We start from the raw sequence: 24,267 nt of genomic DNA on the forward strand, positions 1-24,267 counted from the left end.
CGCCATCGACATGGGCATCGGCATCGACCTCCTGGTCGTCCTCGTCGCCGCGTTCTGGGGCGCGGCGGCGGGCGGGCTGCTGCCGCGCGCCGCCTACCGCTTCTCCGCCCCCTCCGGGGAGGCGTGGCGTCAACGGTGTCCCCGGGAACACCCGGTGCGCGGCTGGCTCGGGCGGGCGCGGTGCGGGCAGTGCGACGCCGGCCAAGCGTCGTACGGCGCTCGAACCGCCTCCCTCGCCGTCGCCACCGCGCTCGTCTGCGCCGCCCTCGCCGCCGCCACCGGGACCCGTCCCGAGCTGGCCGTCTGGCTGCTGCTCGCGCCGGTGGGCGTGCTGCTGGCCGTCGTCGACCTGAAGGTACGGCGGCTGCCCGACCCCCTCACCCTGCCGCTCGCCGCCGCCGCGCTCGTCCTCCTGGGCCTCACCGCGCTCGTGCCCGAGCACGCCGGGGAGTGGACCACCGCTCTGCTGGGCGCCCTCGCCCTCGGCGCCGGCTACCTGGTGCTCTTCCTCATCAACCCGGCCGGCATGGGCTTCGGCGACGTGAAGCTCGCCCTCACCGCCGGTGCCGTCCTCGGCTGGTACGGCTGGCCCACGCTGATGCTGGGCACCTTCGCCGGGTTCCTGCTCGGGGCGTTCTACGGCGGCGCCCTCCTCGTCGCCCGGAAGGCGGGGCGCAAGACGGCCATCCCCTTCGGGCCGTTCCTGATCGCGGGCGCCTTCCTCGGCCTCCTGGTCGGGGCCTACGCGGCCTGAGCACGAGCGGGCAAAAGGCCTGGCGTACGCTGGGCAGGTCTGTCCACAACCCTTACGAACCTTGCGAAAGGGACGCCGGTGACCGAGAAGGCCGACCTTCAGCCCATCCTCGACCGCGCCGCCGCCGGTGGGCGGATCACCCCGGAGGAAGCGCTCGACCTGTACCGCGACGCCCCGCTGCACGCGCTGGGCGCCGCCGCCGACGCCGTACGCAGGCGCCGGTACGCCGGTACGGAGCACATCGCCACGTACATCATCGAGCGCAACATCAACTACACGAACGTGTGCGTCACCGCGTGCAAGTTCTGCGCCTTCTACGCGGCCCCCAAGGACACCAAGAAGGGCTGGAGCCGCGACCTCGACGACATCCTGCGCCGCTGCGCGGAGACGGTCGAGCTGGGCGGCACCCAGATCATGTTCCAGGGCGGCCACCACCCGGACTACGGCGTCGAGTACTACGAGAAGCACTTCGCCGCCATCAAGAAGGAGTTCCCGCAGCTCGTCATCCACAGCCTGGGGGCGAGCGAGGTCGAGCACATGGCCCGGATCTCGAAGGTCTCCGTGGAGGAGGCGATCCAGCGCATCCACACGGCCGGGCTCGACTCCTTCGCCGGCGCCGGTGCCGAACTCCTGCCGGAGCGTCCGCGCAAGGCCATCGCGCCGCTCAAGGAGTCCGGCGAGCGCTGGCTGGAGATCATGGAGATCGCGCACGGCCTCGGCGTGGAGTCGACGTCCACCATGCTCATGGGCACCGGCGAGACCAACGCCGAGCGCATCGAGCACCTGCGCATGATCCGGGACGTGCAGGACCGCACCGGCGGCTTCCGCGCCTTCATCCCGTACACCTACCAGCCCGAGAACAACCACCTGAAGGGCCGCACGCAGGCCACGCTCTTCGAGTACCTGCGGATGATCGCCATCGCCCGGCTGTTCATGGACAACGTCGCCCACATCCAGGGCTCCTGGCTGACGACCGGCAAGGAGGTCGGCCAGCTCTCCCTGCACTACGGCGCCGACGACCTCGGCTCGATCATGCTGGAGGAGAACGTGGTGTCGTCGGCCGGGGCCAAGCACCGGTCCAACCGGCTGGAGATCATCGACCTCATCCGCAAGGCGGGGCGCGTCCCGGCGCAGCGCGCCACGACGTACGAGCACCTCGTCGTGCACGACGACCCGGCGAACGACCCCGTCGACGAGCGCGTCGTCTCCCACATCTCGTCCACGGCGATCGAGGGCGGCACGGCCCATCCCGAGCTGAAGCTGCTCGCGTCCAACTGATGCCGCCATGCTGACGATCCACGTCTGTGAAGCCTCGCCCGAGGCGGCCGTCGTGGTCGACGGTGCGCGGCTCGCCGCCGTCGGCCCGTACGAGGCGCTGGCCGCCGATCACCCGCGGGCGCGGGTACGCCGGTGGCCCGGCATCCTGACGCCCGGGCTGCTCAACCCGTACGGCCCGGAACTGCTGGAGCAGGCGTACCACCCCGACCCGCGCGAAGCGGACCGGCTGGGCACCGAGCCGCTCTTCGGGGAGCGCGCGCTCGCCCTCCTCGGCGCGGACGCGTCCGCGCGGGGCGCCAGCGCGCGCCGAGGGGTGCAACGCATGCTGGCGCACGGCACGGTCGCCGTCGCCGGGGAGCTGCGGGGCCGCGCGGCCCTGGACGCGGTGCGCGGGGCGGGGCTCGCCCTGGCGGGGCGCCCGGCCACCCTGCCGGGGCCCGCGGCCCTCTCGCCGGTGCCGCTGGTGCTGCTTCCCGGGCTCGCTCCCGGGAAGCCCGCCCGGTTCGCGGTGTTCGACGTACCCGACCGGGCCGCGCTCGTGCGGGAGGGCGCGTCCACATGCGTGGCCACCGTCGTGGGCGGCCGTCTGGTGTACCGGGGGCGCTGAGCGCGCGGTCCGCGGGGCTCGTCCGACGGGCCTACGTACCGAACGCCGTCCCGAACGCCCCGTCCTTCTGCTCCACGCCGCTGCACGTGGTGAGCGCATCGGTGGTCGACGCGTCCTCGGCGCACTGCTTGTCCCGGAACGCCGCCCACATCGAGACCCAGGCGATCCCCTTCTCCTCGGCGAAGGCGCGGACCTCCGCCGCGTCCGCGAGCGTGAACGTCTCACCGGCGACGTCGTTGACGCCGAGCATCGAGGTCAGCGCCATGCCCCGCCAGGCGTCCGCGTCGGACGTCCCGAAGACCTTCCTCAGCTGGGTGTGCGCGGCCTTCGCCGAGGTGAGGGCGTACTCGCCCATGTCGTCGGTGTACGACTCGCCGTAGTTCATGGTCATGAGGTTGACCGTGGAGACCTGTACGGCGTGGTCGTTGGCGGACGCCAGCAGCGCCAGGCCGTCGGCGTCCAGGCCGGAGGGCATGACCGGGAGGGTGAAGGACACCTCCAGGCCGTCGCGTTGCTTCTGGAGCAGCGCGATCGCCTCCGAGCGCAGGGCGACGGAATCGGCGTCGGTCAGCTCGTCGCCCTCGATGTCGAAGTCCGCCTTCGTGGCCCCGGCCGCGTCCAGGGCCTCGCCGTACGCCGCCGCCAGCTCCGAGGCGCTGTCGCAGGCCGCCGCCAGTTCCGTGCCGGAGGCGCCGCCGAAGGAGACGCGGACGGTGGCGCCGGACTGCTTCAGCTCCTCGACGCGGGAGGCGACGGAGGCGTCGTCGATGTCCTGCACGCCGTTCCAACGCGGGGCGCAGTCGTCGCCGGAGGAGATGACGAACGCCAGGTTGTACGTCGCGGGGGAGCCCGCGGCGTCGTTCGCGGAGGCGGTGGTGGCGCTGACGTAGGGCGCGTAGCCGGTGGCCGACGCGGACGACCCGGCGGACCGCGACGACTCGGACGGCGCCGCGGGGGCCGCGTCGGTGCCGCCGTCCTGTCCCGCGCAGCCCGCGGTGGCCAGGGCGAGCGACAGGGCGTACCCGGCCGCCGCCTTCCGGTATGCCCTCATGTGCGTACGCTCCCCATCTCGTCGGTGTCCGTGCTCGGACGAGTGAATGTCGCACGTCTGCCTGGGTCTTCGCTGAGGAAAGGGCGCGGTTTGCCGCCTTCTCCCAGGAAACGGACAGGGTGGGCCGCTTTTCAGCGGGATCTCACAACAAGCGCCCAGTTCACGGCAGGCAAAGCTCCCTAACGTCCCGGGAATGCACTCCGAGCCTGCCTTCGCATCCCGCGCCGCCGCGCGCGGTCGCCGTCGCAAACGCGGCAACGGGTCCGCCGAGGGCCCCGTGTTCGTCGACAGCACCGGACGGCGGGCCCGGCTGCTGCGCCGCTTCGGCCTCCTGCTGGGTGCCGTGTGCGTCGGCTACGCGGCCGTCCTGGGCCTGGCCTTCATGGGGGTCGGCATCTCGGTCAACCCGGCCTCGCTGCTGCCCTTCGGGGCCGGCGGCGGCGGAGGGGACGGCCCGGGGCCCGGCGCAGGCGGCGCACGCCCCCAGGGCGGGCTCGCTCCCACGGGCGCCCCGCCGAGCGGCGGCCCCGCCGTCTCCCCGAGCGCTCTCCCCACGGCCACCGCCACCGCCACCGCCGGCACAGCCACCGCCACCGTCGGCACAGCCACCGTCACCGCCGCTCCCACCGACTGACCGGACGCCCCCACTCCATGAGCACGCCCACCACACCCCCCTCCCCACCCGCACGGGGCCGCCGCCGGGCCCCCTCCCGCATCGAGCGGGCCGCCGGCCGGGCCGCCGCGCTACAGCGCCCCCGCGTCCTGCTCGCCCTGCTGCTCCTGCTCGCACTGACCTGCGCGATGCTCCTCGACGGCTATCTGCGCGCCGAGGTCGGCGGAGACCAGCGCGTCCGTACCGGCGCCAGTGCGAGCGACGTACCCGACGACGTCCTCGACGGCGGGCCGATCCTGTCCTTCCCGGGCGGACAGGCCGCCACCGTCTCCGTCCCGGACAAGACGATCGTGCTGACCTTCGACGACGGTCCGGACCCCACCTGGACGCCGCAGGTGCTGGAGATCCTGGAGAAGTACGACGTGCCCGGCACGTTCTTCCTGGTCGGCTCGATGATCTCGCGCAATCCGGACATCGTGCGGGACCTGGTCGAGCAGGGCAACGAGGTGGGCGTCCACACCTTCACCCACATCGACCTCTCCTACCAGAGCCAGGCCCGCGTCACGCGCGAGATCGAGCAGACCCAGCTCGCCCTGGCGGGCGCGGCGGGCATCACCACCACGCTGTTCCGGGCGCCGTACTCCTCCGAGACGAACGCCATCGACAACTACAGCTGGCCCGTCTACCAGAGCCTCGGCGAGGACGGCTACACCAGCGTCTTCATCGACACCGACAGCGACGACTGGAAGCGCCCCGGCGTCTCGAAGATCGTCGAGTGGGCCACGCCGGAGGACGACGAGGGCGCGTCCGTCCTCTTCCACGACGCCGGGGGCGAGCGCTCGCAGACGATCGAGGCGCTGCCGAAGTACATCGAGAAGATGAAGGCGAAGGGCTACACCTTCACCACCGTCAGCGGCGTCATGGCCGAGCAGCAGAAAGAGCAGCACCAGACACAGCAGCAGCAGTCGGCGGGCGGGCCCTCCGCCGCTCCTGGAGCCGACTCCGGAAACGCTCTCCAGGCCGCGCACCACAAGGCCACCGGCACGACCCTCTACGAGGGCAAGGCGCTCATCGCGGCCGTCGCCGTCGCCGAGTGGACGGTGCCGGCGTTGTCGGTGGGGCTCGTGATCGTGGGCGTGGCCGTCATGGGCCGGTTCGCGATGATGCTGGTCCTCGCCCGCCGCCACCACAGACAGCGCAACAGACGGCGCTTCAGCTGGGGGCCGCCCGTCACGGGGCCCGTCAGCGTGATCGTCCCGGCGTACAACGAGAAGGAGTGCATCGAGAGCACCCTCAAGTCACTGGCGCGCAGCACGCACCCCATCGAGATCATCGTGGTGGACGACGGTTCGACGGACGGCACCGCCGACATCGCCGAGTCCCTCGGTCTGCCGAACGTCCGCGTCGTCCGGCAGGCCAACGCGGGCAAGCCCGCCGCCCTCAACAACGGGGTGCGGCACGCCCGGTACGACATCGTCGTGATGATGGACGGCGACACCGTCTTCGAGCCGGACACCGTGGGGCACCTGGTGCAGCCCTTCGCCGACCCCGGCGTCGGCGCGGTCGCGGGCAACGCCAAGGTCGGCAACCGGCGCACCCTCATCGGCGCCTGGCAGCACATCGAGTACGTGATGGGCTTCAACCTCGACCGGCGCATGTACGACCTGCTGCGCTGCATGCCGACCATCCCGGGCGCGATCGGCGCGTTCCGGCGCGAGGCGGTCCTCCAGGTCGGCGGCATGAGCGACGACACCCTCGCTGAGGACACCGACATCACTATCGCCCTGCACCGCGCGGGATGGCGGGTGGTCTACGAGGAGCACGCCCGCGCCTGGACGGAGGCCCCGGGCTCGCTGGGGCAGCTCTGGTCCCAGCGCTACCGCTGGTCGTACGGCACGATGCAGGCGCTGTGGAAGCACCGCCGGTCCCTGACGGACAAGGGGGCCTCGGGCCGCTTCGGGCGGGTCGGCATGCCGCTGGTGGTGCTCTTCCAGGTGGTCACGCCGGTGTTCGCCCCGCTGATCGACGTCTTCACCGTCTACTCGATGATCTTCATCGACTTCCGGGCGGCGCTGCTCGCGTGGCTCGCGGTGCTGGGCGTGCAGCTGGTGTGCGCGGCGTACGCCTTCCGGCTCGACCGGGAGAAGTACCGGTACCTGCTGATGATGCCGCTCCAGCAGCTGGCGTACCGGCAGATGATGTACCTCGTCCTCATCCACTCCTGCGTCACCGCCCTGACCGGCGGCCGGCTGCGCTGGCAGAAACTGAAGCGGACGGGCGAGGTGGGGACGCCGGCGGGGAACGGGTGATGGGCGCGCACAGCAAGGGGGCGGTGCGGGGCGAGTGCGAGGGGACGGCGGCGCGCGGCGCGGGGACGGCGGTGCGCCCTGCCGCCGCCGTGGCCGGGGCGCCGACGCGGGACCGGTACTTCGACGTCCTGCGCGCCCTCGCCCTGGTCCGGGTCGTCGCCTACCACGCCTTCGGCTGGCCCTGGGCCGGGCTGGTCTTCCCGTCCATGGGGGTCATGTTCGGCCTGGCCGGCACCCTCATGGCCCGCTCGCTCCAGCGGCCCGCGGCAGCGGTGGTCCGTGGCCGGCTGCGTCGCCTGCTTCCGCCGTTCTGGTGCTGGGGTCTGTTCGTGGTGGGGGCGATGCTGGTGCGCGGCTGGATGCCGGGGTGGCAGATCGTCTACTGGGTCGTGCCGCTCGGCGACCCGCCGGGCAGCGCCTGGGGCGAGCAGGCCTGGGAGATCCTCTGGTACCTCAGGACGTACCTGTGGTTCGTCCTGCTCTCCCCGCTGCTGCTGCGGGTGTTCCGGCTCGCGCCCGTGCCGGTGCTGCTGCTGTCCCTCGCCCCGGTCGTGGTGTTCCAGTTCCTCCGGGAGCCGCCGCAGAACCGCTTCGGCACCGGACTGCTCGACCTGGCGACGTACCTCTTCTGCTGGGTCCTCGGCTTCGCGCACCGCGACGGCGTACTGGCACGCCTGAAGCCGGCCGTCGTCGTCGCCCTGTCCCTCGCGGCCCTCGCCTGCGGCGCCTGGTACGCCTTCGCGCACCAGGGTGAGTACGGCACCTACGACCTGGACGACATCCCGTTCGCGCAGGCCTTCTGGTCGGCCGGGTTCGTGACGCTGCTGATGTACTCCAAGGCGCGGCTCGGGGTCGACTTCTCGGGACTGGTCCGGCTGCGCCGGCTGGACCGGCTCGTGACCGTGTTCAACGCCCGCGCGGTGACCGTCTACCTCTGGCACGAGCTGGCCCTGGTCCTGGCCGTGCCGCTGATCGACCGGTTCTGGGACGTGCCCGCCTTCGAGGCGTATCTGCCGCTGGAGAGTCAGTGGTTCCTGCTGGGGGTGGGCTGGGTCCTGATCGCGGTGTTCGTGCTGCTGTTCGGGTGGGTGGAGGACGTCGCCGCGCGGAAGAGGCCGCGCCTGCTGCCGTGAGCCGGGGCTGCGGCTCGGGGTCGTGGGGCGGAACTGCAACAATGGGCCCGTGACCCGCGCTTCCCTGAACAAGCAGCCGCACGAAGTCGCCTCGATGTTCGACCACGTCGCGGAACGGTACGACCTGACGAACGCCGTGCTCTCGCTCGGCCAGGACCGGGCGTGGCGCAAGGCGGTCGCCCAGGCCGTCGACGCCCGCCCGGCGCAGAAGGTCCTGGACCTCGCGGCCGGCACGGCGACCTCCTCCCTGCCCTTCGCCCGCACCGGCGCCTACGTCGTCCCGTGCGACTTCTCCCTGGGCATGCTCCAGGTCGGCAAGGAACGGCACTCCTGGCTGCCGTTCACCGCGGGCGACGCGACGCGGCTGCCCTTCAAGGACGACGTCTTCGACGCCGTCACCATCTCCTTCGGGCTGCGCAACGTGCAGGACACGGACGCCGCGCTGCGCGAGATGTACCGGGTGACGCGGCCCGGCGGCCGGGTCGTCATCTGCGAGTTCTCGCACCCGACCTGGACACCCTTCCGCACCGTGTACACCGAGTACCTGATGCGCGCCCTGCCGCCGGTCGCCCGCGCGGTGTCGTCCAACCCCGACGCGTACGTCTACCTCGCCGAGTCCATCCGCGCCTGGCCCGACCAGCCGGCCCTCGCGGCGCGACTGGGCAAGGCCGGCTGGTCCCGGGTGGCGTGGCGGAACCTGACGGGCGGCGTGGTGACGCTGCACCGGGGGTTCAAGGCAGGCTGAGGACGGCGTAGCGGGGCGGCGGCTCGCCCGGCTCGGTCAGCTCCCGCTCGAGCCCGCCCAGCGGCGGCCGCGGCACGCGCGGCTCGCGGATGCCCCCGCCGCCCTCGCCCTCCCCGAAGTCGAACCACACGTACACCATCGAATCCCGCGGCACCTGTGCGCCGGGCTGCGGATACTGGCGTACGACGTAGTCGACGACCGGGAGCCGGACGTCGGGCCGGTCCGGTGCGGTCAGGGACAGGCCCTCGGCGCGGGCGGCCTCGTGCGCGTCCACGGCCATCAGACCGACCAGGCGCGGCACGCGGACATCGGGACTCTTGGATACCAGGCGCACGGACGTCACCCCCAGCGGTACCCGGCAGAGTAGCTCCGCCGCGCACCGCCCGGAAGCGTCAAGTGGCTTACTGCGACAGTCGATTACCCTGCGTCACGCGACGTGCAGGGGGAGGCGGTAGCAGTGGCCCTGCTGCTCGGCGGACGGGATCGTGAAGACCTCGGCGAGTCGCATGCCCAGCCGCTCCGTGACCGCGATGGAGCGGGTGTTGCGCGCGTTGACCATCGCGACCACCTCCGCCACACCGGTGGCCCGCACCCGCTCCAGGGTCTGCCGGGCCGCCGCCGTGACGTACCCCTTGCCCCAGTGCGCCCGGCCGAGCCGCCAGCCGATCTCGATCTCGCCCTTGGGGCCCCAGTCGCCCGGCCACGGCTGGGCGCCGGTGAAGCCTATGACCTGCCCGGACTCGTCCACCATGGTCCACAGGCAGAAGCCGTGCTCGGCGTCGTGCCGGCGCTGGCGGGCGGTCAGCTCCTCGTAGACGGACAGCTCCGCGGACCTCCCGCCGTGGAACTCCATGACATCCGGGTCGTCGAAGACCCGGTGCCAGGCGACGGCGTCCTCGTCGGTGGGGACGCGCAGCCGTACAACGGGGAGAGGTCGCTTCACTGGGCAGCCCTTCAGCCGGGTGATCGGTGACGCTGAATAGACTGCCCATGTCCAGTGCCCGTCGGCACGCACATTTTCGAACTCTGGGGAGATCCCGCCGTGACCGAGCCCCTCTCCGACAACACCGCCGATGTGATCGTCGTGGGCGCGGGGCCAGCCGGCTCCACCACCGCGTACCACCTGGCCAAGGCCGGGCTCGACGTCCTCCTGCTGGAGAAGACCGCCTTTCCCCGGGAGAAGGTCTGCGGCGACGGCCTGACCCCGCGCGCGACCAAGCAGCTCGTCGCCATGGGCATCGACATCTCCGAGGAGGCCGGCTGGCTGCGCAACAAGGGCCTGCGCATCATCGGCGGCGGCTCCCGCCTCCAGCTGGACTGGCCGGATCTGGCCTCCTTCCCCGACTACGGACTCGTCCGCAAGCGCGACGACTTCGACGAGCAGCTCGCCCGGCAGGCCCAGAAGGCCGGCGCGCGCCTCTACGAGCGCTGCAACGTCGGCGCCCCCGTCGTCGACGACCGCACCGGCCGCATCACCGGCGTGCACGCCAAGCTGGGGGAGGACAAGCGCGAGGTCACCTTCCACGCGCCGCTGGTGGTGGCCGCCGACGGCAACTCCACGCGCCTGTCCCTGGCGATGGGCCTGCACCGCCGCGAGGACCGTCCGATGGGCGTCGCGGTCCGCACGTACTTCACCTCGCCCCGCCACGACGACGACTACCTCGAGTCCTGGCTGGAACTCTGGGACCGGCGCGGCGCGCAGGACCGCCTGCTGCCGGGCTACGGCTGGGTCTTCGGCATGGGCGACGGCACCTCGAACGTCGGTCTGGGCGTCCTGAACACCTCCGCCGCCTTCAAGGAACTCGACTGGCGCGAGATCCTCAAGGCCTGGTGCGCGTCCATGCCGGAGGACTGGGGCTACACCCCCGACAACATGACCGGCCCGATCCGCGGCGCCGCCCTGCCCATGGCCTTCAACCGCCAGCCCCACTACACCAAGGGCCTGCTCCTCGTCGGCGACGCCGGCGGCCTGGTGAACCCCTTCAACGGCGAGGGCATCGCCTACGCCATGGAGTCCGGCCAGATCGCCGCCGACGTCATCGTCCAGGCCCACGCGCGGGCCACGCCGGCCCAGCGGGAAATCGCCCTCCAGCGCTACCCGCGCGTCCTCAAGGACACCTACGGCGGCTACTACAACCTGGGCCGCGCCTTCGTGAAGCTCATCGGCAACCCGAAGGTCATGCAGATCGCGACCCAGCGCGGCCTCACCCACCCCATCCTGATGAAGTTCACCCTGAAGATGCTCGCCAACCTGACGGACCCGACGGGCGGCGACGCGATGGACCGCATCATCAACGGACTGAGCAAGGTTGCACCGAAGGCCTGACCGGCCTCAGCCTCAGCCTCAGCTTCGGTCTCGGTCTCGGTCTCGGTCTCGGTCTCGGCCTCGGTCGAGAGCCGCGGCGTTGGCGGTCCGGCGCGCGAGGACCTCCTCGCGCCGGTCCGCCGACTGCCGCAGCGCCGCCTTCCGTTCCCGGCCGGAGAGCCGGTCCAGGTAGACGTGCCCGTTCACGTGGTCGGTCTCGTGGGCGAGGCAGCGCGCGAAGTATCCGGTGCCCTCGACGACGAGCGGCGCGCCGTCCTTGTCGAGGCCCCGCACGACCGCGCGGTCGGGCCGCGGTACGGCCATGACGGCGCCCGGCACCGACAGGCACCCCTCGCCCTCGTCCAACAGCCGCCGTGCGGCCGGGTCGAGGGTGTCCAGCACCGGGTTGACGATGTGCCCGACATGCCGGACTCCGTCGTCGTCGGGGCAGTCGTACACGAACAGGCGCAGATCGACTCCCACCTGATTGGCGGCCAGCCCGGCTCCCTCGGCGACGTACATCGTGCGGAACATGTCGTCGATGAGCGCGGCCAGGTCGGGCCCGAACTCGGTGACGTCCCGGCACGGCCTGTGCAGCACCTCCTCGCCGACCTCGGTGACGCGCCGCACCGCTCCGTGCCGGGCCTCGGGCGCGAACGGGGGATAGGAGGCGGTGGGCCGCCCCTGGACGAACACACTCGGCATGACGTTCTCTCCTTCGGCTCGTGGACGGGCCGATGGGGACACCGGCCCGCGCCGAGCATCCCAGGAGACGTCAGGGGGCGTCAGGGGACTTCAGGAGAGCCGTGGGACCCCGAAGGGCCGCAGCCCCCGAGCGGCTGCGGCCCTTCGTGCGGATGTGTCCACTTTCGCGTGGACGTGCCCGCGTTGTACGTCGTTTGAGTGTGGGTGGGTTACAGCACGCGCACCGCACCGCTCGGCGGGTCGTACGACAGCGGCTTCTCGACGACACCGGTGGAGGAGTTCTGCGCGCCGACGAACATGCCGTCGCCGACGTAGACGCCCACGTGGTACGCGCTGCCCGCGGCGCCCCAGTACAGGATGTCGCCCGGCTGGAGGTTGTCCAGCCCGACCTGGGTGCCGGCGGTCGACTGGGCCTGGGAGACGCGCGGCAGGCTGATGCCGACCTGGTTGAAGGCGGCCTGCACGAGTCCGGAGCAGTCGTAGGCGGACGGGCCGGTGGCGCCGGAGACGTACGCCTTGCCGACCTGGGCCTGGACGAAGGAGACGATGGCGGCGGCCGAACCGGTGGCCGTGGACGTGCCGGTGCTGGTGCCGCCGGTGTCGCTCGAGGAGCCGGTGTCCGCGGAAGCGCTCAGGGTGGCGCGCTCGGCGGTGCGGGAGGCGCGCTCGGCGGCCTCCTTGCGTGCGGCCTCCTCGGCCTTCTTCTTCTCTTCCGCGGCCTTCTTCTTGGCCTCGGCGAGGTCCGTCTTGGCCTGCTTGGCGGCCTTTGCGGCCGCGGCGTCGCGCTCGGCCTGCAGCTGGTAGCTCGCGGCCGCCTGCTGCGTGACGTCCGCGGACTGGGCGACCTGAGCGGCCAGGTCGGCCGTCAGGGTGGGCAGTTCGAGGGTCTGCGTCACCGGCTCGGCCGCGTTGGCCGAACCCGACGCCCCGGCCACTGCCAGGGTGCTGAGGACGCCACCGGCAACTCCGGCCCGCATCGCGATGGTCGACGCGCTGCGGCGGGGCTTCCGGTGGCTGCGTATGTGAGCGGTGTGGGACATAGGGACAACCGGTATCAGTAGCTCCTCCATACCTTCAAGAAACGTGTGCTGCGCCACAGTTGTTCAATCGAGTCGCCGAATCCCGGGCGTGTCGCTCTTTATTGACGCCGTAACGGACATTGCGGACGTCCGTGATCGGCCTGTGATCACGGTGTTTGATCGTTTCGCCCGAATTGCCCCGCGCTTAGCACTTGTTGGGACAGTTGGCCAAGCCCGGTTCTCAGACGCCTCTCATGAATGTGGCGCAGGTCACGGAACGGTTACCCCGGTGCTCGCGTCCGTGCGGCGGGGCGGTCGCGTGCGAGCCGGCTCGGTCCGGGTGCCGGCGCTCGTGAACGCGTGCACGTGTCCACATCGCCCCCGGCCCTCCCTCTGATGTGTGAACGCGTCCTCTATCAAGCGCTCGCGTCCAGCACCAATTTGCATGCAAGGGAAGCATCTTGATATTGAGACGCTCCTTGCTCGCAGGCCCTGGCCAGCGGCGATGAGCGAAAATGTCACCTCTGGTGATCAGCTGAACGCTTCTTGTGTGAAGATCACCGCTCATCCGACTTCATGATCGTTCGTCAGGTGGTGGAGATCACAAAGCTTGTGCAATACCCCGTGTCGCAGATCACAGAGCGGCGGGCATAAGATGCGAGGCAGTTGGGCTTGTGACCTGCTTCACATGTTCGCGATCTTCGTCGGGACGGGCGGGGCTCGTGGGGCTGTTGGGGCGGCTGTGAGTCCGATGCAACCGCCAGCAGTCAGTGCCGACTGAGAGGAGCGAGGAGCGGTGAACGCGTATGCGCCCATCCTCGTACTGGGAGCCCTCGGGGCAGGCTTTGCGATCTTCTCCGTGGTCATGGCCACGCTGATCGGTCCGAAGCGGTACAACCGGGCGAAGCTCGACGCCTACGAGTGCGGCATCGAGCCGACCCCCACGCCGGCCGGCGGCGGGCGCTTCCCCATCAAGTACTACCTGACGGCGATGCTCTTCATCATCTTCGATATCGAGATCGTCTTCCTCTACCCCTGGGCCGTCACCTTCGACGCCCTGGGGATTTTCGGGCTCGTGGAGATGCTGCTCTTCGTGCTCACCGTCTTCGTCGCGTACGCGTACGTATGGCGGCGCGGCGGCCTGGAATGGGACTGAGGGGCCTTTGACATGGGACTCGAAGAAAAACTGCCGAGCGGCTTCCTGCTGACCACCGTCGAGCAGGCCGCGGGCTGGGTGCGCAAATCGTCCGTCTTCCCGGCCACGTTCGGCCTCGCCTGCTGTGCCATCGAGATGATGACCACCGGCGCCGGCCGCTACGACTTGGCGCGGTTCGGCATGGAGGTCTTCCGCGGCTCGCCGAGGCAGGCGGACCTGATGATCGTCGCGGGCCGGGTCAGCCAGAAGATGGCGCCGGTGCTGCGGCAGGTCTACGACCAGATGCCGAACCCGAAGTGGGTGATCTCCATGGGGGTCTGTGCCTCCTCGGGCGGCATGTTCAACAACTACGCCATCGTCCAGGGCGTCGACCACATCGTCCCGGTCGACATCTATCTCCCCGGCTGCCCGCCGCGGCCCGAGATGCTGATGGACGCCATCCTCAAGCTCCACCAGAAGATCCAGGGCTCCAAGCTCGGGGTCAACGCCGAGGAGGCGGCCCGCGAGGCGGAGGAGGCGGCGCTCAAGGCCCTGCCCACGATCGAGATGAAGGGGCTGCTGCGGTGAGTGACGCGAAAAACACCGCGGGTGATCCGAACGAGGTCAACCCCGAGAAGGACCTGTCCGCGGAGAACCTCCCGGGCCAGCGCGGTCAGGGCGGCGAGGAGATCCGCGTCCAGCGCGGCATGTTCGGCGCCAACAACGGCGGCGACACCTCCGGCTACGGCGGCCTGGTCCGCTCCGTCCGACTCCCCGGACCGGCGAGCAGGCCCTATGGCGGCTGGTTCGACGAGGTCGCCGACGAACTCGAGGGCGCGCTGGAGGAGCAGGGACTCCTGCCCGACAACGCCATCGACAAGACGGTCGTCGACCGCGACGAGCTGACCTTCCACATCGAGCGCGAGCACCTGGTCCGCGTCGCCCGCACCCTGCGCGACGACCCGGCCCTGCGCTTCGAACTGTGCACCGGCGTCAGCGGCGTCCACTACCCGCACGACAAGGGCCGCGAGCTGCACGCCGTCTACCACCTGCGCTCGATCACCCACAACCGGCTGATCCGCCTCGAAGTCAGCGCGCCCGACAGCGACCCGCACATCCCGTCGCTGGTCCCCGTCTATCCGACGAACGACTGGCACGAGCGCGAGACGTACGACTTCTTCGGCATCGTCTTCGACGATCACCCGGCCCTGACGCGGATCATGATGCCGGACGACTGGCAGGGCTTTCCGCAGCGCAAGGACTACCCCCTCGGCGGCATCCCCGTCGAGTACAAGGGCGCCCAGATCCCGGCTCCGGACCAGCGGAGGTCGTACTCGTGAGCAGCACACAGTCCACATCCGCGGCCTCCGCGCGGGAGACCACCGAGGGCACCGTCTACACGGTCACCGGCGGCGACTGGGACGAGGTCGTACAGTCCGCGGCCCGTGCCGACGACGAGCGCATCGTCGTCAACATGGGACCGCAGCACCCGTCCACGCACGGCGTGCTCCGCCTCATCCTGGAGATCGACGGCGAGACGGTCACCGAGGCCCGCTGCGGCATCGGCTACCTGCACACCGGCATCGAGAAGAACCTCGAGTACCGGAACTGGACGCAGGGCACCACGTTCGTGACGCGCATGGACTACCTGACGTCGTTCTTCAACGAGACGGCGTACTGCCTGGGCGTCGAGAAGCTCCTCGGCATCGAGGACGAGATCCCCGACCGCGCCACCATCATCCGGGTCCTCCTGATGGAGCTGAACCGGCTCTCCTCCCACCTGGTGTGCATCGCCACCGGCGGCATGGAGCTCGGCGCGACCACGATCATGATCTACGGCTTCCGTGATCGTGAACTGATTCTCGACATCTACGAACTGATCACCGGCCTGCGGATGAACCACGCGTTCATCCGCCCCGGCGGGCTCGCCCAGGACCTGCCGCCCGGCGCGGTGGACCACATCCGCGAGTTCGTGAAGAAGATGAAGAAGAACCTCCCGGAGTACGACAAGCTCGCCACCGGGAACCCCATCTTCAAGGCCCGCATGCAGGACGTCGGCTACCTCGACCTGGCCGGCTGCATGGCCCTCGGCGCCACCGGCCCGGTCCTCAGGTCCACCGGCCTGCCGCACGACCTGCGCAAGACCCAGCCGTACTGCGGCTACGACACCTACGACTTCGACATCCCGACCGCCGACACCTGCGACGCCTACGGCCGCTTCCTGATCCGTCTCGAGGAGATGCGCCAGTCGCTGCGGATCGTCGAGCAGTGCCTGGACCGGCTCCAGCCCGGTCCGGTCATGGTCGCCGACAAGAAGATCGCCTGGCCCGCCCAGCTCGCCCTGGGACCGGACGGACTGGGCAACTCCCTCGACCACATCAAGAAGATCATGGGCACCTCCATGGAGGCCCTGATCCACCACTTCAAGCTGGTCACCGAGGGCTTCCGCGTGCCGCCCGGACAGGTGTACACGGCGGTGGAGTCGCCCAAGGGCGAGCTCGGGGTGCACGTCGTCTCCGACGGCGGCACCCGTCCCTTCCGGGTCCACTTCCGCGACCCGTCCTTCACCAACCTTCAGGCCATGGCGGCGATGTGCGAGGGCGGCCAGGTCGCCGACGTCATCGTCGCCGTGGCATCCCTCGACCCCGTGATGGGAGGCGTCGACCGGTGACCACCTCTTCTTCGGAGCGGGGCGTCAGCCTGGGCATGCCGGAACTGCCCGCGCCCGCCTACCCGGACGACGTCCGGGACCGGCTGGAGACCGACGCGCGCGAGATCATCGCCCGCTACCCGGACTCCCGGTCCGCCCTCCTGCCGCTGCTGCACCTCGTGCAGGCGCAGGAGGGACACGTCACGCGCACCGGGATGCAGTTCTGCGCGGACATGCTGGACCTCACCACCGCAGAGGTCACCGCGGTCGCCACCTTCTACACCATGTACCGGCGCAGGCCGAGCGGCGACTACCAGGTGGGTGTCTGCACCAACACGCTGTGCGCGGTCATGGGCGGCGACGCCATCTTCGAGTCCCTCCAGGAGCACCTGGGCGTCGGCAACGGCGAGACCACCGAGGACGGCAAGGTCACCCTCGAGCACATCGAGTGCAACGCGGCCTGCGACTTCGCGCCGGTCGTGATGGTCAACTGGGAGTTCTTCGACAACCAGACGCCGGCGAGCGTCCGCGGCCTCGTCGACGACCTGCGTGCGGGACGGCCGGTGACGCCCACGCGCGGTGCGCCGCTGTGCACCTTCAAGGAGACCGCCCGGATCCTGGCGGGCTTCCCCGACGAGCGGGACGGCGCCGTCGCGGCCGGCGGCAGCGCGGGTCCCGCCTCCCTGGCCGGCCTGAAGCTGGCCAAGGGCGAGGTGCCCGCCGCGCGCGTGGTGCACCCGCGGGACGGCGGACCGCACGACGCACCGCAGGACCGGGCCGTGCACGACCCGTCCCCGACGGAACACCTCAGCTCGCACGACGCGCCGCAGGACACATCGGCCTCCGACCCCTCCTACCCGTCGCCCACCACCACCCGTGATGGAGGGGCTTCGCCCCGCCCTGCTGACCAGGCGGGGCCTACCGCCGAGGAGGGGGAGTGATGACCGTGGCAGCCGAGATCAAGGGCAGCAGTCCGGAGAAGCTGCTCGCACCCGTGCTGTCGGCCTTCTGGGACGAGGACGAGTCCTGGACTCTCGACGTCTACCGGAGGCACGAGGGGTACGAGGGGCTCCGCAAGGCACTGGCGATGGCGCCGGACGACCTGATCGCGTACGTCAAGGAGTCCGGTCTGCGCGGACGCGGCGGCGCGGGGTTCCCGACGGGGATGAAGTGGCAGTTCATTCCCCAGGGAGATGGCAAGCCTCACTATCTAGTTGTCAACGCCGACGAGTCGGAGCCGGGGACCTGCAAGGACATCCCGCTCCTCTTCGCGAACCCGCACAGCCTCATCGAGGGCATCGTCATCGCGTGTTACGCCATCAGGTCTTCGCATGCCTTCATCTATCTGCGTGGTGAAGTCGTCCCAGTGCTGCGGCGGTTGCACGAGGCCGTGCGCGAGGCCCACGAGGCCGGCTTCCTCGGCGAGAACATCCTGGGCAGCGGACTCGACCTCACACTCACCGTGCACGCGGGCGCGGGCGCGTACATCTGCGGTGAGGAGACCGCACTGCTCGACTCGCTCGAAGGCCGCCGGGGTCAACCGCGGCTCCGTCCCCCCTTTCCTGCCGTCGCGGGCCTCTACGCGTGCCCGACTGTGGTGAATAACGTCGAATCGATCGCGTCAGTTCCCGCGATCCTGAACAAGGGCAAGGACTGGTTCAGGTCGATGGGCAGCGAGAAGTCCCCGGGCTTCACGCTCTACTCGCTCAGTGGCCACGTCGCGGGCCCCGGCCAGTACGAGGCCCCGCTCGGCATCACGCTGCGCCAGCTCCTCGACATGAGCGGCGGCATGCGCCCCGGCCACCGCCTCAAGTTCTGGACACCCGGCGGCTCCTCGACGCCGATGTTCACCGACGAGCACCTCGACGTCCCTCTTGACTACGAAGGAGTGGGCGCCGCGGGTTCCATGCTCGGCACGAAGGCACTCCAGTGCTTCGACGAGACGACCTGCGTCGTGCGCGCCGTCACGCGCTGGACCGAGTTCTACGCCCACGAGTCCTGCGGCAAGTGCACACCCTGCCGCGAAGGCACGTACTGGCTCGTCCAACTGCTGCGCGACATCGAGGCCGGCAAGGGCGTCATGTCCGACCTCGACAAGCTGAACGACATCGCCGACAACATCAACGGCAAGTCGTTCTGCGCCCTCGGCGACGGCGCCGCCTCGCCGATCTTCTCCTCGCTCAAGTACTTCCGCGAGGAGTACGAGGAGCACATCACGGGCCGCGGATGCCCCTTCGACCCGGCCAAGTCGACGGCCTGGGCCGACCGCACGGAGGTGAAGGCATGACTGTGACCACCAACGCTCCCTCGGGAGGGGGAGAGGCGGCGGTCCCGCCGGAGGATCTCGTTTCGCTGACGATCGACGGCGCCGAGATCAGCGTGCCCAAGGGCACCCTGGTCATCCGGGCCGCCGAGCAGCTCGGCATCGAGATCCCCCGGTTCTGCGACCACCCCCTCCTCGACCCGGCCGGCGCCTGCCGCCAGTGCATCGTCGAGGTCGAGGGCCAGCGCAAGCCCATGGCTTCCTGCACCATCACCTGCACCGACGGAATGGTGGTGAAGACCCACCTGACCTCGCCCGTCGCCGAGAAGGCCCAGCACGGTGTGATGGAGCTGCTGCTCATCAACCACCCGCTGGACTGCCCGGTCTGCGACAAGGGCGGCGAGTGCCCGCTGCAGAACCAGGCCATGTCGCACGGCCAGTCCGACTCCCGCTTCGAGGGCAAGAAGCGGACCTACGAGAAGCCCGTGGCGATCTCCACGCAGGTGCTGCTCGACCGCGAGCGCTGCGTGCTGTGCGCACGCTGCACCCGCTTCTCCAACCAGGTCGCGGGCGACCCCATGATCGAACTGATCGAGCGGGGCGCGCTCCAGCAGGTCGGCACCGGTGAGGGCGACCCCTTCGAGTCGTACTTCTCCGGCAACACCATCCAGATCTGCCCGGTCGGCGCGCTCACCTCGGCGGCGTACCGGTTCCGCTCCCGCCCCTTCGACCTGATCTCCTCGCCGTCCGTGTGCGAGCACTGCTCCGGCGGCTGCGCGACCCGCACCGACCACCGGCGCGGCAAGGTCATGCGGCGCCTCGCGGCCAACGAGCCCGAGGTCAACGAGGAGTGGATCTGCGACAAGGGGCGCTTCGGGTTCCGGTACGCGCAGCAGCGGGACCGGCTCACCACACCCCTGGTGCGCAACGCGGAGGGCGACCTGGAGCCGGCCTCCTGGCCGGAAGCCCTGCAGATCGCCGCGCAGGGGCTGCTCGCCTCCAAGGGGCGCACCGGCGTCCTGACCGGCGGGCGGCTCACCGTCGAGGACGCCTACGCGTACAGCAAGTTCGCGCGCGTGGCGCTCGACACCAACGACATCGACTTCCGCGCGCGCGTGCACAGCGCCGAGGAGGCCGACTTCCTGGCCGCCCGGATCGCCGGCCGCGGTCGTGACCTCGACGGGACGGGCGTCACCTACACCGCGCTGGAAAAGGCGCCCGCCGTCCTGCTGGTCGGGTTCGAGGCCGAGGAGGAGGCGCCCGGCGTCTTCCTGCGGCTGCGCAAGGCCTGGCGCAGGCACGGTCAGAAGGTCTTCTCGCTGGCCACGCACGCCACCCGGGGCCTGGAGAAGGCCGGCGGCACGCTTCTTCCGGCGGCTCCCGGCACCGAGACCGAGTGGCTGGACGCCCTCGCGAGCGGTGTCGGACTGGAGACCGGCGGCGCCCAGGCGGCCGAGGCCCTGCGCGCCGAGGGGGCCGTGATCGTCGTGGGCGAGCGGCTGGCCTTGGTGGCCGGCGGTCTCACCTCCGCCGTACGGACCTCCGCGGCGACCGGTGCCCGGCTGGCGTGGATCCCGCGCCGGGCCGGGGAGCGCGGCGCGATCGAGGCGGGTGCGCTGCCTTCGCTGCTGCCCGGCGGGCGTCCGGCGACCGACCCGCGCGCGCGTGAGGAGGTCGCCGCGATCTGGGGCCTGGCCGACCTCCCGCACCGCTACGGCCGTGACACCGGCGAGATCGTCGAGGCCGCGGCCCGCGGCGAACTGCAGGCGCTGCTGGTGGCGGGCGTGGAGGTCGCCGACCTGCCCGACCCCACGCGCGCGCGTGCGGCACTCGACGAGGCCGGCTTCGTGGTGTCGCTGGAGCTGCGGCCCAGCGAGGTCACCGAACGCGCCGACGTCGTCCTGCCCGTCGCCGCGGTCGCCGAGAAGCCCGGGACCTTCCTGAACTGGGAAGGCCGGGTGCGTCTCTTCGAGGCCTCGCTCAAGCCCGACCAGATGACCCGCCGCGTGGCGCCCGCGGACGCCCGCGTCCTGCAGATGCTGGCCGACGCCATGGACGTACACCTCGGCCTGCCCGATCTGCGCACCGCGCGCGCGGAGATCGACCGGCTCGGAGCCTGGGACGGGCCGCGGGCCGGTGAGCCGCTGCAGACCGCGAGCGCGCTGCCGCGGCCGGCCGCCGGAGAGGCCGTACTGGCCGGGCACCGGCTGCTGCTCGACCAGGGCCTGCTCCAGCAGGGCGACGAGGCGCTCGCCGGCACCCGGCACGCCGCACGCGCGCGCGTGTCGCCCGCCACGGCCGCCGAGGCGGGCGTCAAGGACGGCGACCTCCTCGCCGTGACCGGCCCCGCCGGAGTCGTGGAACTCCCGCTTCAGGTCACCGAGATGCCCGACCGGGTGGTCTGGCTCCCGCTGAACTCGGCCGGCACCGGCGTCGCCTCCGACGCCGGGGTCCTGCCCGGAACCCTCGTCCGCATCGGTCCGGCGACGCCCGCGGGCGCAGCCCCCAAGGAGGTGGAGGCATGAGCCCGTACCTCGCCGCTGAAGACCTCTCGATGTTCGGCACCGACCCCTGGTGGCTGGTGGTCATCAAGGCGGTGTTCTGCTTCGCCTTCCTGATGGTGACCGTGCTGTTCTCCATCGTGTGGGAGCGCAAGGTCGTCGCCTGGATGCAGCTGCGCGTCGGCCCCAACCGGCACGGCCCCTGGGGCATGCTCCAGTCGCTCGCCGACGGCATCAAGCTGATGCTCAAGGAAGACCTCATCGTCAAGCGCGCCGACAAGGCGGTGTACGTCCTCGCGCCGGTCGTCGCGGCCGTCCCGGCCTTCATGGCGATCGCGGTGATCCCCTTCGGGCCGGCCGGCAACGAGATCTCGATCTTCGGCCACCGCACCGCCATGCAGCTCACCGACCTGCCGATCGCCATGCTGTTCATCCTGGCGGTCGCCTCGGTCGGCATCTACGGCATCGTGCTCGCCGGCTGGAGCTCCGGATCGACGTACCCGCTGCTCGGCGGACTGCGCTCGTGCGCACAGATGATCTCCTACGAGATCGCGATGGGCGCCGCGTTCGCCTCGGTGTTCCTCTACTCCGGTTCGATGTCCACCTCGGAGATCGTCGCCCAGCAGGACGACCGCTGGTACATCGTGCTGCTGCCGGTCTCCTTCATCCTCTACATCGTCACGATGGTCGGCGAGACCAACCGCGCCCCCTTCGACATGCCCGAGTCCGAGGGCGACCTGGTGGGCGGCTTCAACACCGAGTACTCGTCGATCAAGTTCGCGATGTTCATGCTCGCCGAGTACGTGAACATGGTGACCGTCTCGGCGGTCGCCACCACGCTGTTCCTCGGCGGCTGGCGGGCCCCGTGGCCGATCAGCACCTTCTGGGAGGGCGCCAACCACGGCTGGTGGCCGCTGCTCTGGTTCGTGGTCAAGGTCCAGCTGTTGCTGTTCTTCTTCATCTGGCTGCGCGGCACCCTTCCCCGCGTCCGCTACGACCAGTTGATGAAGCTCGGCTGGAAGGTCCTCATCCCGGTCTCCCTGGTCTGGCTGATGCTGGTCGCGACCGTGCGGGCCCTCAGGAACGAGAACTACGGCTTCACCGACATCGCCCTCTACATCGGCGGCGGCGTCCTCGCCCTGCTGGTGCTGTCCTTCGTCGTGGACATGTACCGCGACAGGGGCCGGAAGGCCGAGGAACCCGCCGACGGCACGGCCGGGGAGCCGGCCGCCTTCGACCCGATGGCCGGCGGGTTCCCCGTACCGCCGATGCCCGGGCAGGAGCTGCCGCCGGTGCCCAGGCGCCGTCCCCGCCGGGAGCGGGAGCTGATTGTCAGTGGTGGGCCCGATACTCAGAGTGACGGATCTCTGAGCGGATCTACGGATGGAAAGGAGGCGTCCGATGGCTGAGGAACCCAAGGAGACCGACCCCGGTTTCCTGAACCCCGTGGCCGGCTTCGGCGTGACCTTCAAGGCCATGTTCAAGAAGCGGCTGACCGAGCAGTACCCGGAGCAGCAGAAGACCACTGCCCCGCGCTTCCACGGACGGCACCAGCTCAACCGCCATCCGGACGGTCTGGAGAAGTGCGTCGGCTGCGAGCTGTGCGCCTGGGCCTGTCCCGCCGACGCCATCTACGTGGAGGGCGCGGACAACACCGACGAGGAGCGCTACTCGCCGGGCGAGCGGTACGGCCGCGTCTACCAGATCAACTACGCCCGCTGCATCCTGTGCGGCCTGTGCATCGAGGCGTGCCCCACGCGCGCGCTGACGATGACCAACGAGTTCGAGCTGGCCGACTCCAGCCGCGCCAACCTCATCTTCACCAAGGACCAGCTGCTCGCCGGCCTGGAGGAGGGCATGGTCGACTCGCCCCACGCCATCTACCCCGGCACCGACGAACAGGACTACTACCGGGGCCTGGTGACCGAGGCCGCGCCGGGCACCGAACAGCAGGTCGCCCACTCCAAGGGAGAGGTGGTCCAGGAGGCCGCCTCCACCTTCGGTCCGGAGGAACCTGCGTCGGAGGAGGTGATCCGCCGATGAGCGCGCAGCTCGCCGCCGCAGCGACTCTCGCCGTCGGCACCTCCACCGGAGAGGCCGTCCAGTTCTGGATCCTCGGCACCGTCGCGGTGATCGGCGCCCTGTGCACCGTCTTCATGAAGAGGGCCGTGCACAGCGCGCTGTGCCTCGCCGGAACCATGATCGTCCTGGCGGTGTTCTACCTCGCCAACGGCGCCTACTTCCTCGGCATCGTGCAGATCGTCGTCTACACCGGCGCCATCATGATGCTGTTCCTGTTCGTGGTGATGCTCGTCGGAGTCACCGCGGCGGACTCGCTGAAGGAGACCATCAAGGGCCAGCGCTGGCTGGCCCTGCTGTCCGGGCTCGGCTTCGGCATCCTGCTGATCGCCGGCATCGGCAACGCCTCCCTCACGGAGTTCACCGGCCTCGGCCAGGCCAATGCGAACGGCAACGTGGAGGGCATCGCGTCCCTCATCTTCACGAAGTACGTCTTCGCCTTCGAGATCACCGGTGCGCTGCTCATCACGGCCGCCGTCGGCGCCATGGTGCTCACCCACCGCGAGCGCACCGAGCGCGCCAGGACCCAGCGCGAGCTGTCCGAGCAGCGCGTCCGCGACGGCAAGTACCTGCCGCCGCTGCCCGCGCCCGGCGTGTACGCCCGGCACAACGCGGTCGACATCGCGGGCCTGCTGCCCGACGGCACCCCCTCCGAGCTGACCGTCAGCAAGACGCTGCGCGAGCGGGGTCAGATCCGGGACGTGTCGATGGAGGCACTGGGCGACCTGAAGGCACTGGAGCAGCGGTCCGAGGAGCGCCTGGAACGCAAGGCGGTCGGCCCGGCGGGCTCCACGCGGTCCGAGGAGGCGTCGAAGTGAACCCCGTCAACTATCTCTATCTCGCGGCCCTGTTGTTCACGATCGGTGCCACCGGCGTGCTGATCCGGCGCAACGCGATCGTGGTCTTCATGTGCATCGAGCTGATGCTCAACGCCTGCAATCTCGCGTTCGTCGCCTTCTCCCGGATGCACGGCAACCTCGACGGCCAGATCATCGCCTTCTTCACGATGGTCGTCGCCGCCGCGGAGGTCGTGGTCGGGCTCGCGATCATCGTGTCCCTGTTCCGTTCCCGCCACTCGGCCTCGGTCGACGACGCCAGCCTGATGAAGCTGTGAGGGGTC

24 protein-coding genes are annotated in these 24,267 nt (G+C 70.5%); 19 read left to right on the top strand and 5 right to left on the bottom strand.

Annotated features, from left to right (window positions below; genetic code table 11):
* Positions 1-10: 10 nt before the first annotated feature.
* From ACGH7X_RS22630 to ACGH7X_RS22640, 3 genes are all read left to right on the top strand, one after another.
* A complete protein-coding gene (locus ACGH7X_RS22630; RefSeq protein ID WP_399897261.1) occupies positions 11-754 on the top strand; it encodes a prepilin peptidase in 744 nt (247 codons plus the stop codon).
* 78 nt (positions 755-832) lie between these two features.
* Positions 833-2,032 (top strand): cyclic dehypoxanthinyl futalosine synthase, encoded by a 1,200-nt coding sequence (gene mqnC / locus ACGH7X_RS22635; protein WP_399887352.1) that lies wholly within the window; start codon positions 833-835, stop codon positions 2,030-2,032.
* 7 nt (positions 2,033-2,039) lie between these two features.
* Entirely contained in the window at positions 2,040-2,639 is a 600-nt protein-coding gene (locus ACGH7X_RS22640) for an imidazolonepropionase-like domain-containing protein (protein WP_399887354.1), read from the top strand.
* A gap of 31 nt (positions 2,640-2,670) precedes the next feature.
* Here the strand turns inward: ACGH7X_RS22640 and ACGH7X_RS22645 are convergent, their stop codons facing one another.
* A complete protein-coding gene (locus ACGH7X_RS22645; protein ID WP_399887355.1) occupies positions 2,671-3,690 on the bottom strand; it encodes a chitinase in 1,020 nt (339 codons plus the stop codon).
* A 193-nt stretch (positions 3,691-3,883) separates the two neighbouring features.
* Here ACGH7X_RS22645 and ACGH7X_RS22650 point away from each other — a divergent pair, with 193 nt between their 5' ends.
* From ACGH7X_RS22650 to ACGH7X_RS22665, 4 genes are read left to right on the top strand one after another with little or no spacing between them, the layout of a single operon-like run.
* Positions 3,884-4,324 (top strand): hypothetical protein, encoded by a 441-nt coding sequence (locus ACGH7X_RS22650; protein ID WP_399887357.1) that lies wholly within the window; start codon positions 3,884-3,886, stop codon positions 4,322-4,324.
* A 17-nt stretch (positions 4,325-4,341) separates the two neighbouring features.
* The gene (locus ACGH7X_RS22655) at positions 4,342-6,612 is read left to right on the top strand and encodes a bifunctional polysaccharide deacetylase/glycosyltransferase family 2 protein (protein ID WP_399887358.1); all 2,271 of its coding nucleotides are present in this window, start codon (positions 4,342-4,344) and stop codon (positions 6,610-6,612) included.
* On the top strand, positions 6,612-7,745 hold the full coding sequence (locus ACGH7X_RS22660) for an acyltransferase (RefSeq protein WP_399887360.1): 1,134 nt from the start codon (positions 6,612-6,614) through the stop codon (positions 7,743-7,745). Before ACGH7X_RS22655 ends, ACGH7X_RS22660 begins: the two co-directional genes overlap by 1 nt.
* A gap of 49 nt (positions 7,746-7,794) precedes the next feature.
* Positions 7,795-8,490: a demethylmenaquinone methyltransferase gene (locus tag ACGH7X_RS22665; protein ID WP_399887362.1), complete on the top strand. Its 696-nt coding sequence runs from the start codon at positions 7,795-7,797 to the stop codon at positions 8,488-8,490.
* On the opposite strand, the gene ACGH7X_RS22670 is transcribed toward ACGH7X_RS22665, so the two are convergent.
* Both ACGH7X_RS22670 and ACGH7X_RS22675 read right to left on the bottom strand, forming a co-directional pair.
* Positions 8,477-8,824, bottom strand: a complete 348-nt coding sequence (locus tag ACGH7X_RS22670) for a PASTA domain-containing protein (RefSeq protein WP_399887364.1) — start codon at positions 8,822-8,824, stop codon at positions 8,477-8,479. The genes ACGH7X_RS22665 and ACGH7X_RS22670 overlap by 14 nt on opposite strands.
* A 93-nt stretch (positions 8,825-8,917) precedes the next feature.
* Positions 8,918-9,433, bottom strand: a complete 516-nt coding sequence (locus ACGH7X_RS22675; protein WP_399887366.1) for a GNAT family N-acetyltransferase — start codon at positions 9,431-9,433, stop codon at positions 8,918-8,920.
* A gap of 99 nt (positions 9,434-9,532) precedes the next feature.
* Between ACGH7X_RS22675 and ACGH7X_RS22680 the strand changes: the two genes are divergently transcribed.
* Positions 9,533-10,816 carry a geranylgeranyl reductase family protein gene (locus ACGH7X_RS22680; RefSeq protein ID WP_399887368.1) on the top strand — a complete coding sequence of 428 codons (1,284 nt, stop codon included), beginning with the start codon at positions 9,533-9,535 and terminating at the stop codon, positions 10,814-10,816.
* A gap of 18 nt (positions 10,817-10,834) precedes the next feature.
* Here ACGH7X_RS22680 and def read toward each other — a convergent pair whose 3' ends face one another.
* Both def and ACGH7X_RS22690 read right to left on the bottom strand, forming a co-directional pair.
* Complete coding sequence (gene def, locus ACGH7X_RS22685) at positions 10,835-11,500, bottom strand: peptide deformylase (RefSeq protein ID WP_399887370.1); 666 nt, start codon at positions 11,498-11,500, stop codon at positions 10,835-10,837.
* 209 nt (positions 11,501-11,709) lie between these two features.
* Positions 11,710-12,540: a C40 family peptidase gene (locus ACGH7X_RS22690; RefSeq protein WP_399887372.1), complete on the bottom strand. Its 831-nt coding sequence runs from the start codon at positions 12,538-12,540 to the stop codon at positions 11,710-11,712.
* 775 nt (positions 12,541-13,315) lie between these two features.
* Between ACGH7X_RS22690 and ACGH7X_RS22695 the strand changes: the two genes are divergently transcribed.
* The 11 genes from ACGH7X_RS22695 to nuoK are packed head-to-tail and all read left to right on the top strand — an operon-like array spanning position 13,316 to position 24,261.
* A complete protein-coding gene (locus ACGH7X_RS22695; protein WP_114531077.1) occupies positions 13,316-13,675 on the top strand; it encodes an NADH-quinone oxidoreductase subunit A in 360 nt (119 codons plus the stop codon).
* Positions 13,676-13,687: 12 nt separating this feature from the next.
* Positions 13,688-14,242, top strand: coding sequence for an NADH-quinone oxidoreductase subunit B family protein (locus ACGH7X_RS22700; RefSeq protein WP_005313804.1), 555 nt, complete (start codon positions 13,688-13,690; stop codon positions 14,240-14,242).
* Entirely contained in the window at positions 14,239-14,994 is a 756-nt protein-coding gene (locus ACGH7X_RS22705; RefSeq protein WP_399887375.1) for an NADH-quinone oxidoreductase subunit C, read from the top strand. Before ACGH7X_RS22700 ends, ACGH7X_RS22705 begins: the two co-directional genes overlap by 4 nt.
* Entirely contained in the window at positions 14,991-16,325 is a 1,335-nt protein-coding gene (locus tag ACGH7X_RS22710; protein WP_399887377.1) for an NADH-quinone oxidoreductase subunit D, read from the top strand. Before ACGH7X_RS22705 ends, ACGH7X_RS22710 begins: the two co-directional genes overlap by 4 nt.
* Entirely contained in the window at positions 16,322-17,245 is a 924-nt protein-coding gene (gene nuoE, locus ACGH7X_RS22715; protein ID WP_399887379.1) for an NADH-quinone oxidoreductase subunit NuoE, read from the top strand. The genes ACGH7X_RS22710 and nuoE overlap by 4 nt, the downstream gene beginning before the upstream one ends.
* On the top strand, positions 17,242-18,591 hold the full coding sequence (gene nuoF / locus ACGH7X_RS22720; RefSeq protein ID WP_399887381.1) for an NADH-quinone oxidoreductase subunit NuoF: 1,350 nt from the start codon (positions 17,242-17,244) through the stop codon (positions 18,589-18,591). The genes nuoE and nuoF overlap by 4 nt, the downstream gene beginning before the upstream one ends.
* Positions 18,588-21,092: an NADH-quinone oxidoreductase subunit G gene (locus tag ACGH7X_RS22725; protein WP_399887383.1), complete on the top strand. Its 2,505-nt coding sequence runs from the start codon at positions 18,588-18,590 to the stop codon at positions 21,090-21,092. Before nuoF ends, ACGH7X_RS22725 begins: the two co-directional genes overlap by 4 nt.
* On the top strand, positions 21,089-22,477 hold the full coding sequence (gene nuoH, locus ACGH7X_RS22730; protein WP_399887385.1) for an NADH-quinone oxidoreductase subunit NuoH: 1,389 nt from the start codon (positions 21,089-21,091) through the stop codon (positions 22,475-22,477). Before ACGH7X_RS22725 ends, nuoH begins: the two co-directional genes overlap by 4 nt.
* Entirely contained in the window at positions 22,470-23,111 is a 642-nt protein-coding gene (gene nuoI, locus ACGH7X_RS22735) for an NADH-quinone oxidoreductase subunit NuoI (RefSeq protein ID WP_399887387.1), read from the top strand. The genes nuoH and nuoI overlap by 8 nt, the downstream gene beginning before the upstream one ends.
* The gene (locus ACGH7X_RS22740; protein ID WP_399887389.1) at positions 23,108-23,965 is read left to right on the top strand and encodes an NADH-quinone oxidoreductase subunit J; all 858 of its coding nucleotides are present in this window, start codon (positions 23,108-23,110) and stop codon (positions 23,963-23,965) included. The genes nuoI and ACGH7X_RS22740 overlap by 4 nt, the downstream gene beginning before the upstream one ends.
* On the top strand, positions 23,962-24,261 hold the full coding sequence (nuoK, locus tag ACGH7X_RS22745) for an NADH-quinone oxidoreductase subunit NuoK (RefSeq protein WP_003974374.1): 300 nt from the start codon (positions 23,962-23,964) through the stop codon (positions 24,259-24,261). Before ACGH7X_RS22740 ends, nuoK begins: the two co-directional genes overlap by 4 nt.
* Positions 24,262-24,267 lie beyond the last annotated feature (6 nt).

This window comes from Streptomyces sp. BBFR51 (assembly GCF_044591655.1).
Lineage (GTDB): Bacteria > Actinomycetota > Actinomycetes > Streptomycetales > Streptomycetaceae > Streptomyces.

Bases quoted from the DNA above. Each gene is read 5' to 3' on its own strand.
- ACGH7X_RS22700 (WP_005313804.1), top strand. From the start codon at position 13,688: ATGGGACTCGAAGAAAAACTGCCGAGCGGCTTCCTGCTGACCACCGTC.
- def (WP_399887370.1), bottom strand. From the start codon at position 11,500: ATGCCGAGTGTGTTCGTCCAGGGGCGGCCCACCGCCTCCTATCCCCCG.
- ACGH7X_RS22650 (WP_399887357.1), top strand. From the start codon at position 3,884: ATGCACTCCGAGCCTGCCTTCGCATCCCGCGCCGCCGCGCGCGGTCGC.
- ACGH7X_RS22630 (WP_399897261.1), top strand. From the start codon at position 11: ATGGGCATCGGCATCGACCTCCTGGTCGTCCTCGTCGCCGCGTTCTGG.
- nuoH (WP_399887385.1), top strand. From the start codon at position 21,089: ATGAGCCCGTACCTCGCCGCTGAAGACCTCTCGATGTTCGGCACCGAC.
- ACGH7X_RS22725 (WP_399887383.1), top strand. From the start codon at position 18,588: ATGACTGTGACCACCAACGCTCCCTCGGGAGGGGGAGAGGCGGCGGTC.
- ACGH7X_RS22640 (WP_399887354.1), top strand. From the start codon at position 2,040: ATGCTGACGATCCACGTCTGTGAAGCCTCGCCCGAGGCGGCCGTCGTG.
- ACGH7X_RS22690 (WP_399887372.1), bottom strand. From the start codon at position 12,540: ATGTCCCACACCGCTCACATACGCAGCCACCGGAAGCCCCGCCGCAGC.
- ACGH7X_RS22740 (WP_399887389.1), top strand. From the start codon at position 23,108: ATGAGCGCGCAGCTCGCCGCCGCAGCGACTCTCGCCGTCGGCACCTCC.
- ACGH7X_RS22660 (WP_399887360.1), top strand. From the start codon at position 6,612: ATGGGCGCGCACAGCAAGGGGGCGGTGCGGGGCGAGTGCGAGGGGACG.
- ACGH7X_RS22645 (WP_399887355.1), bottom strand. From the start codon at position 3,690: ATGAGGGCATACCGGAAGGCGGCGGCCGGGTACGCCCTGTCGCTCGCC.
- nuoI (WP_399887387.1), top strand. From the start codon at position 22,470: ATGGCTGAGGAACCCAAGGAGACCGACCCCGGTTTCCTGAACCCCGTG.
- ACGH7X_RS22655 (WP_399887358.1), top strand. From the start codon at position 4,342: ATGAGCACGCCCACCACACCCCCCTCCCCACCCGCACGGGGCCGCCGC.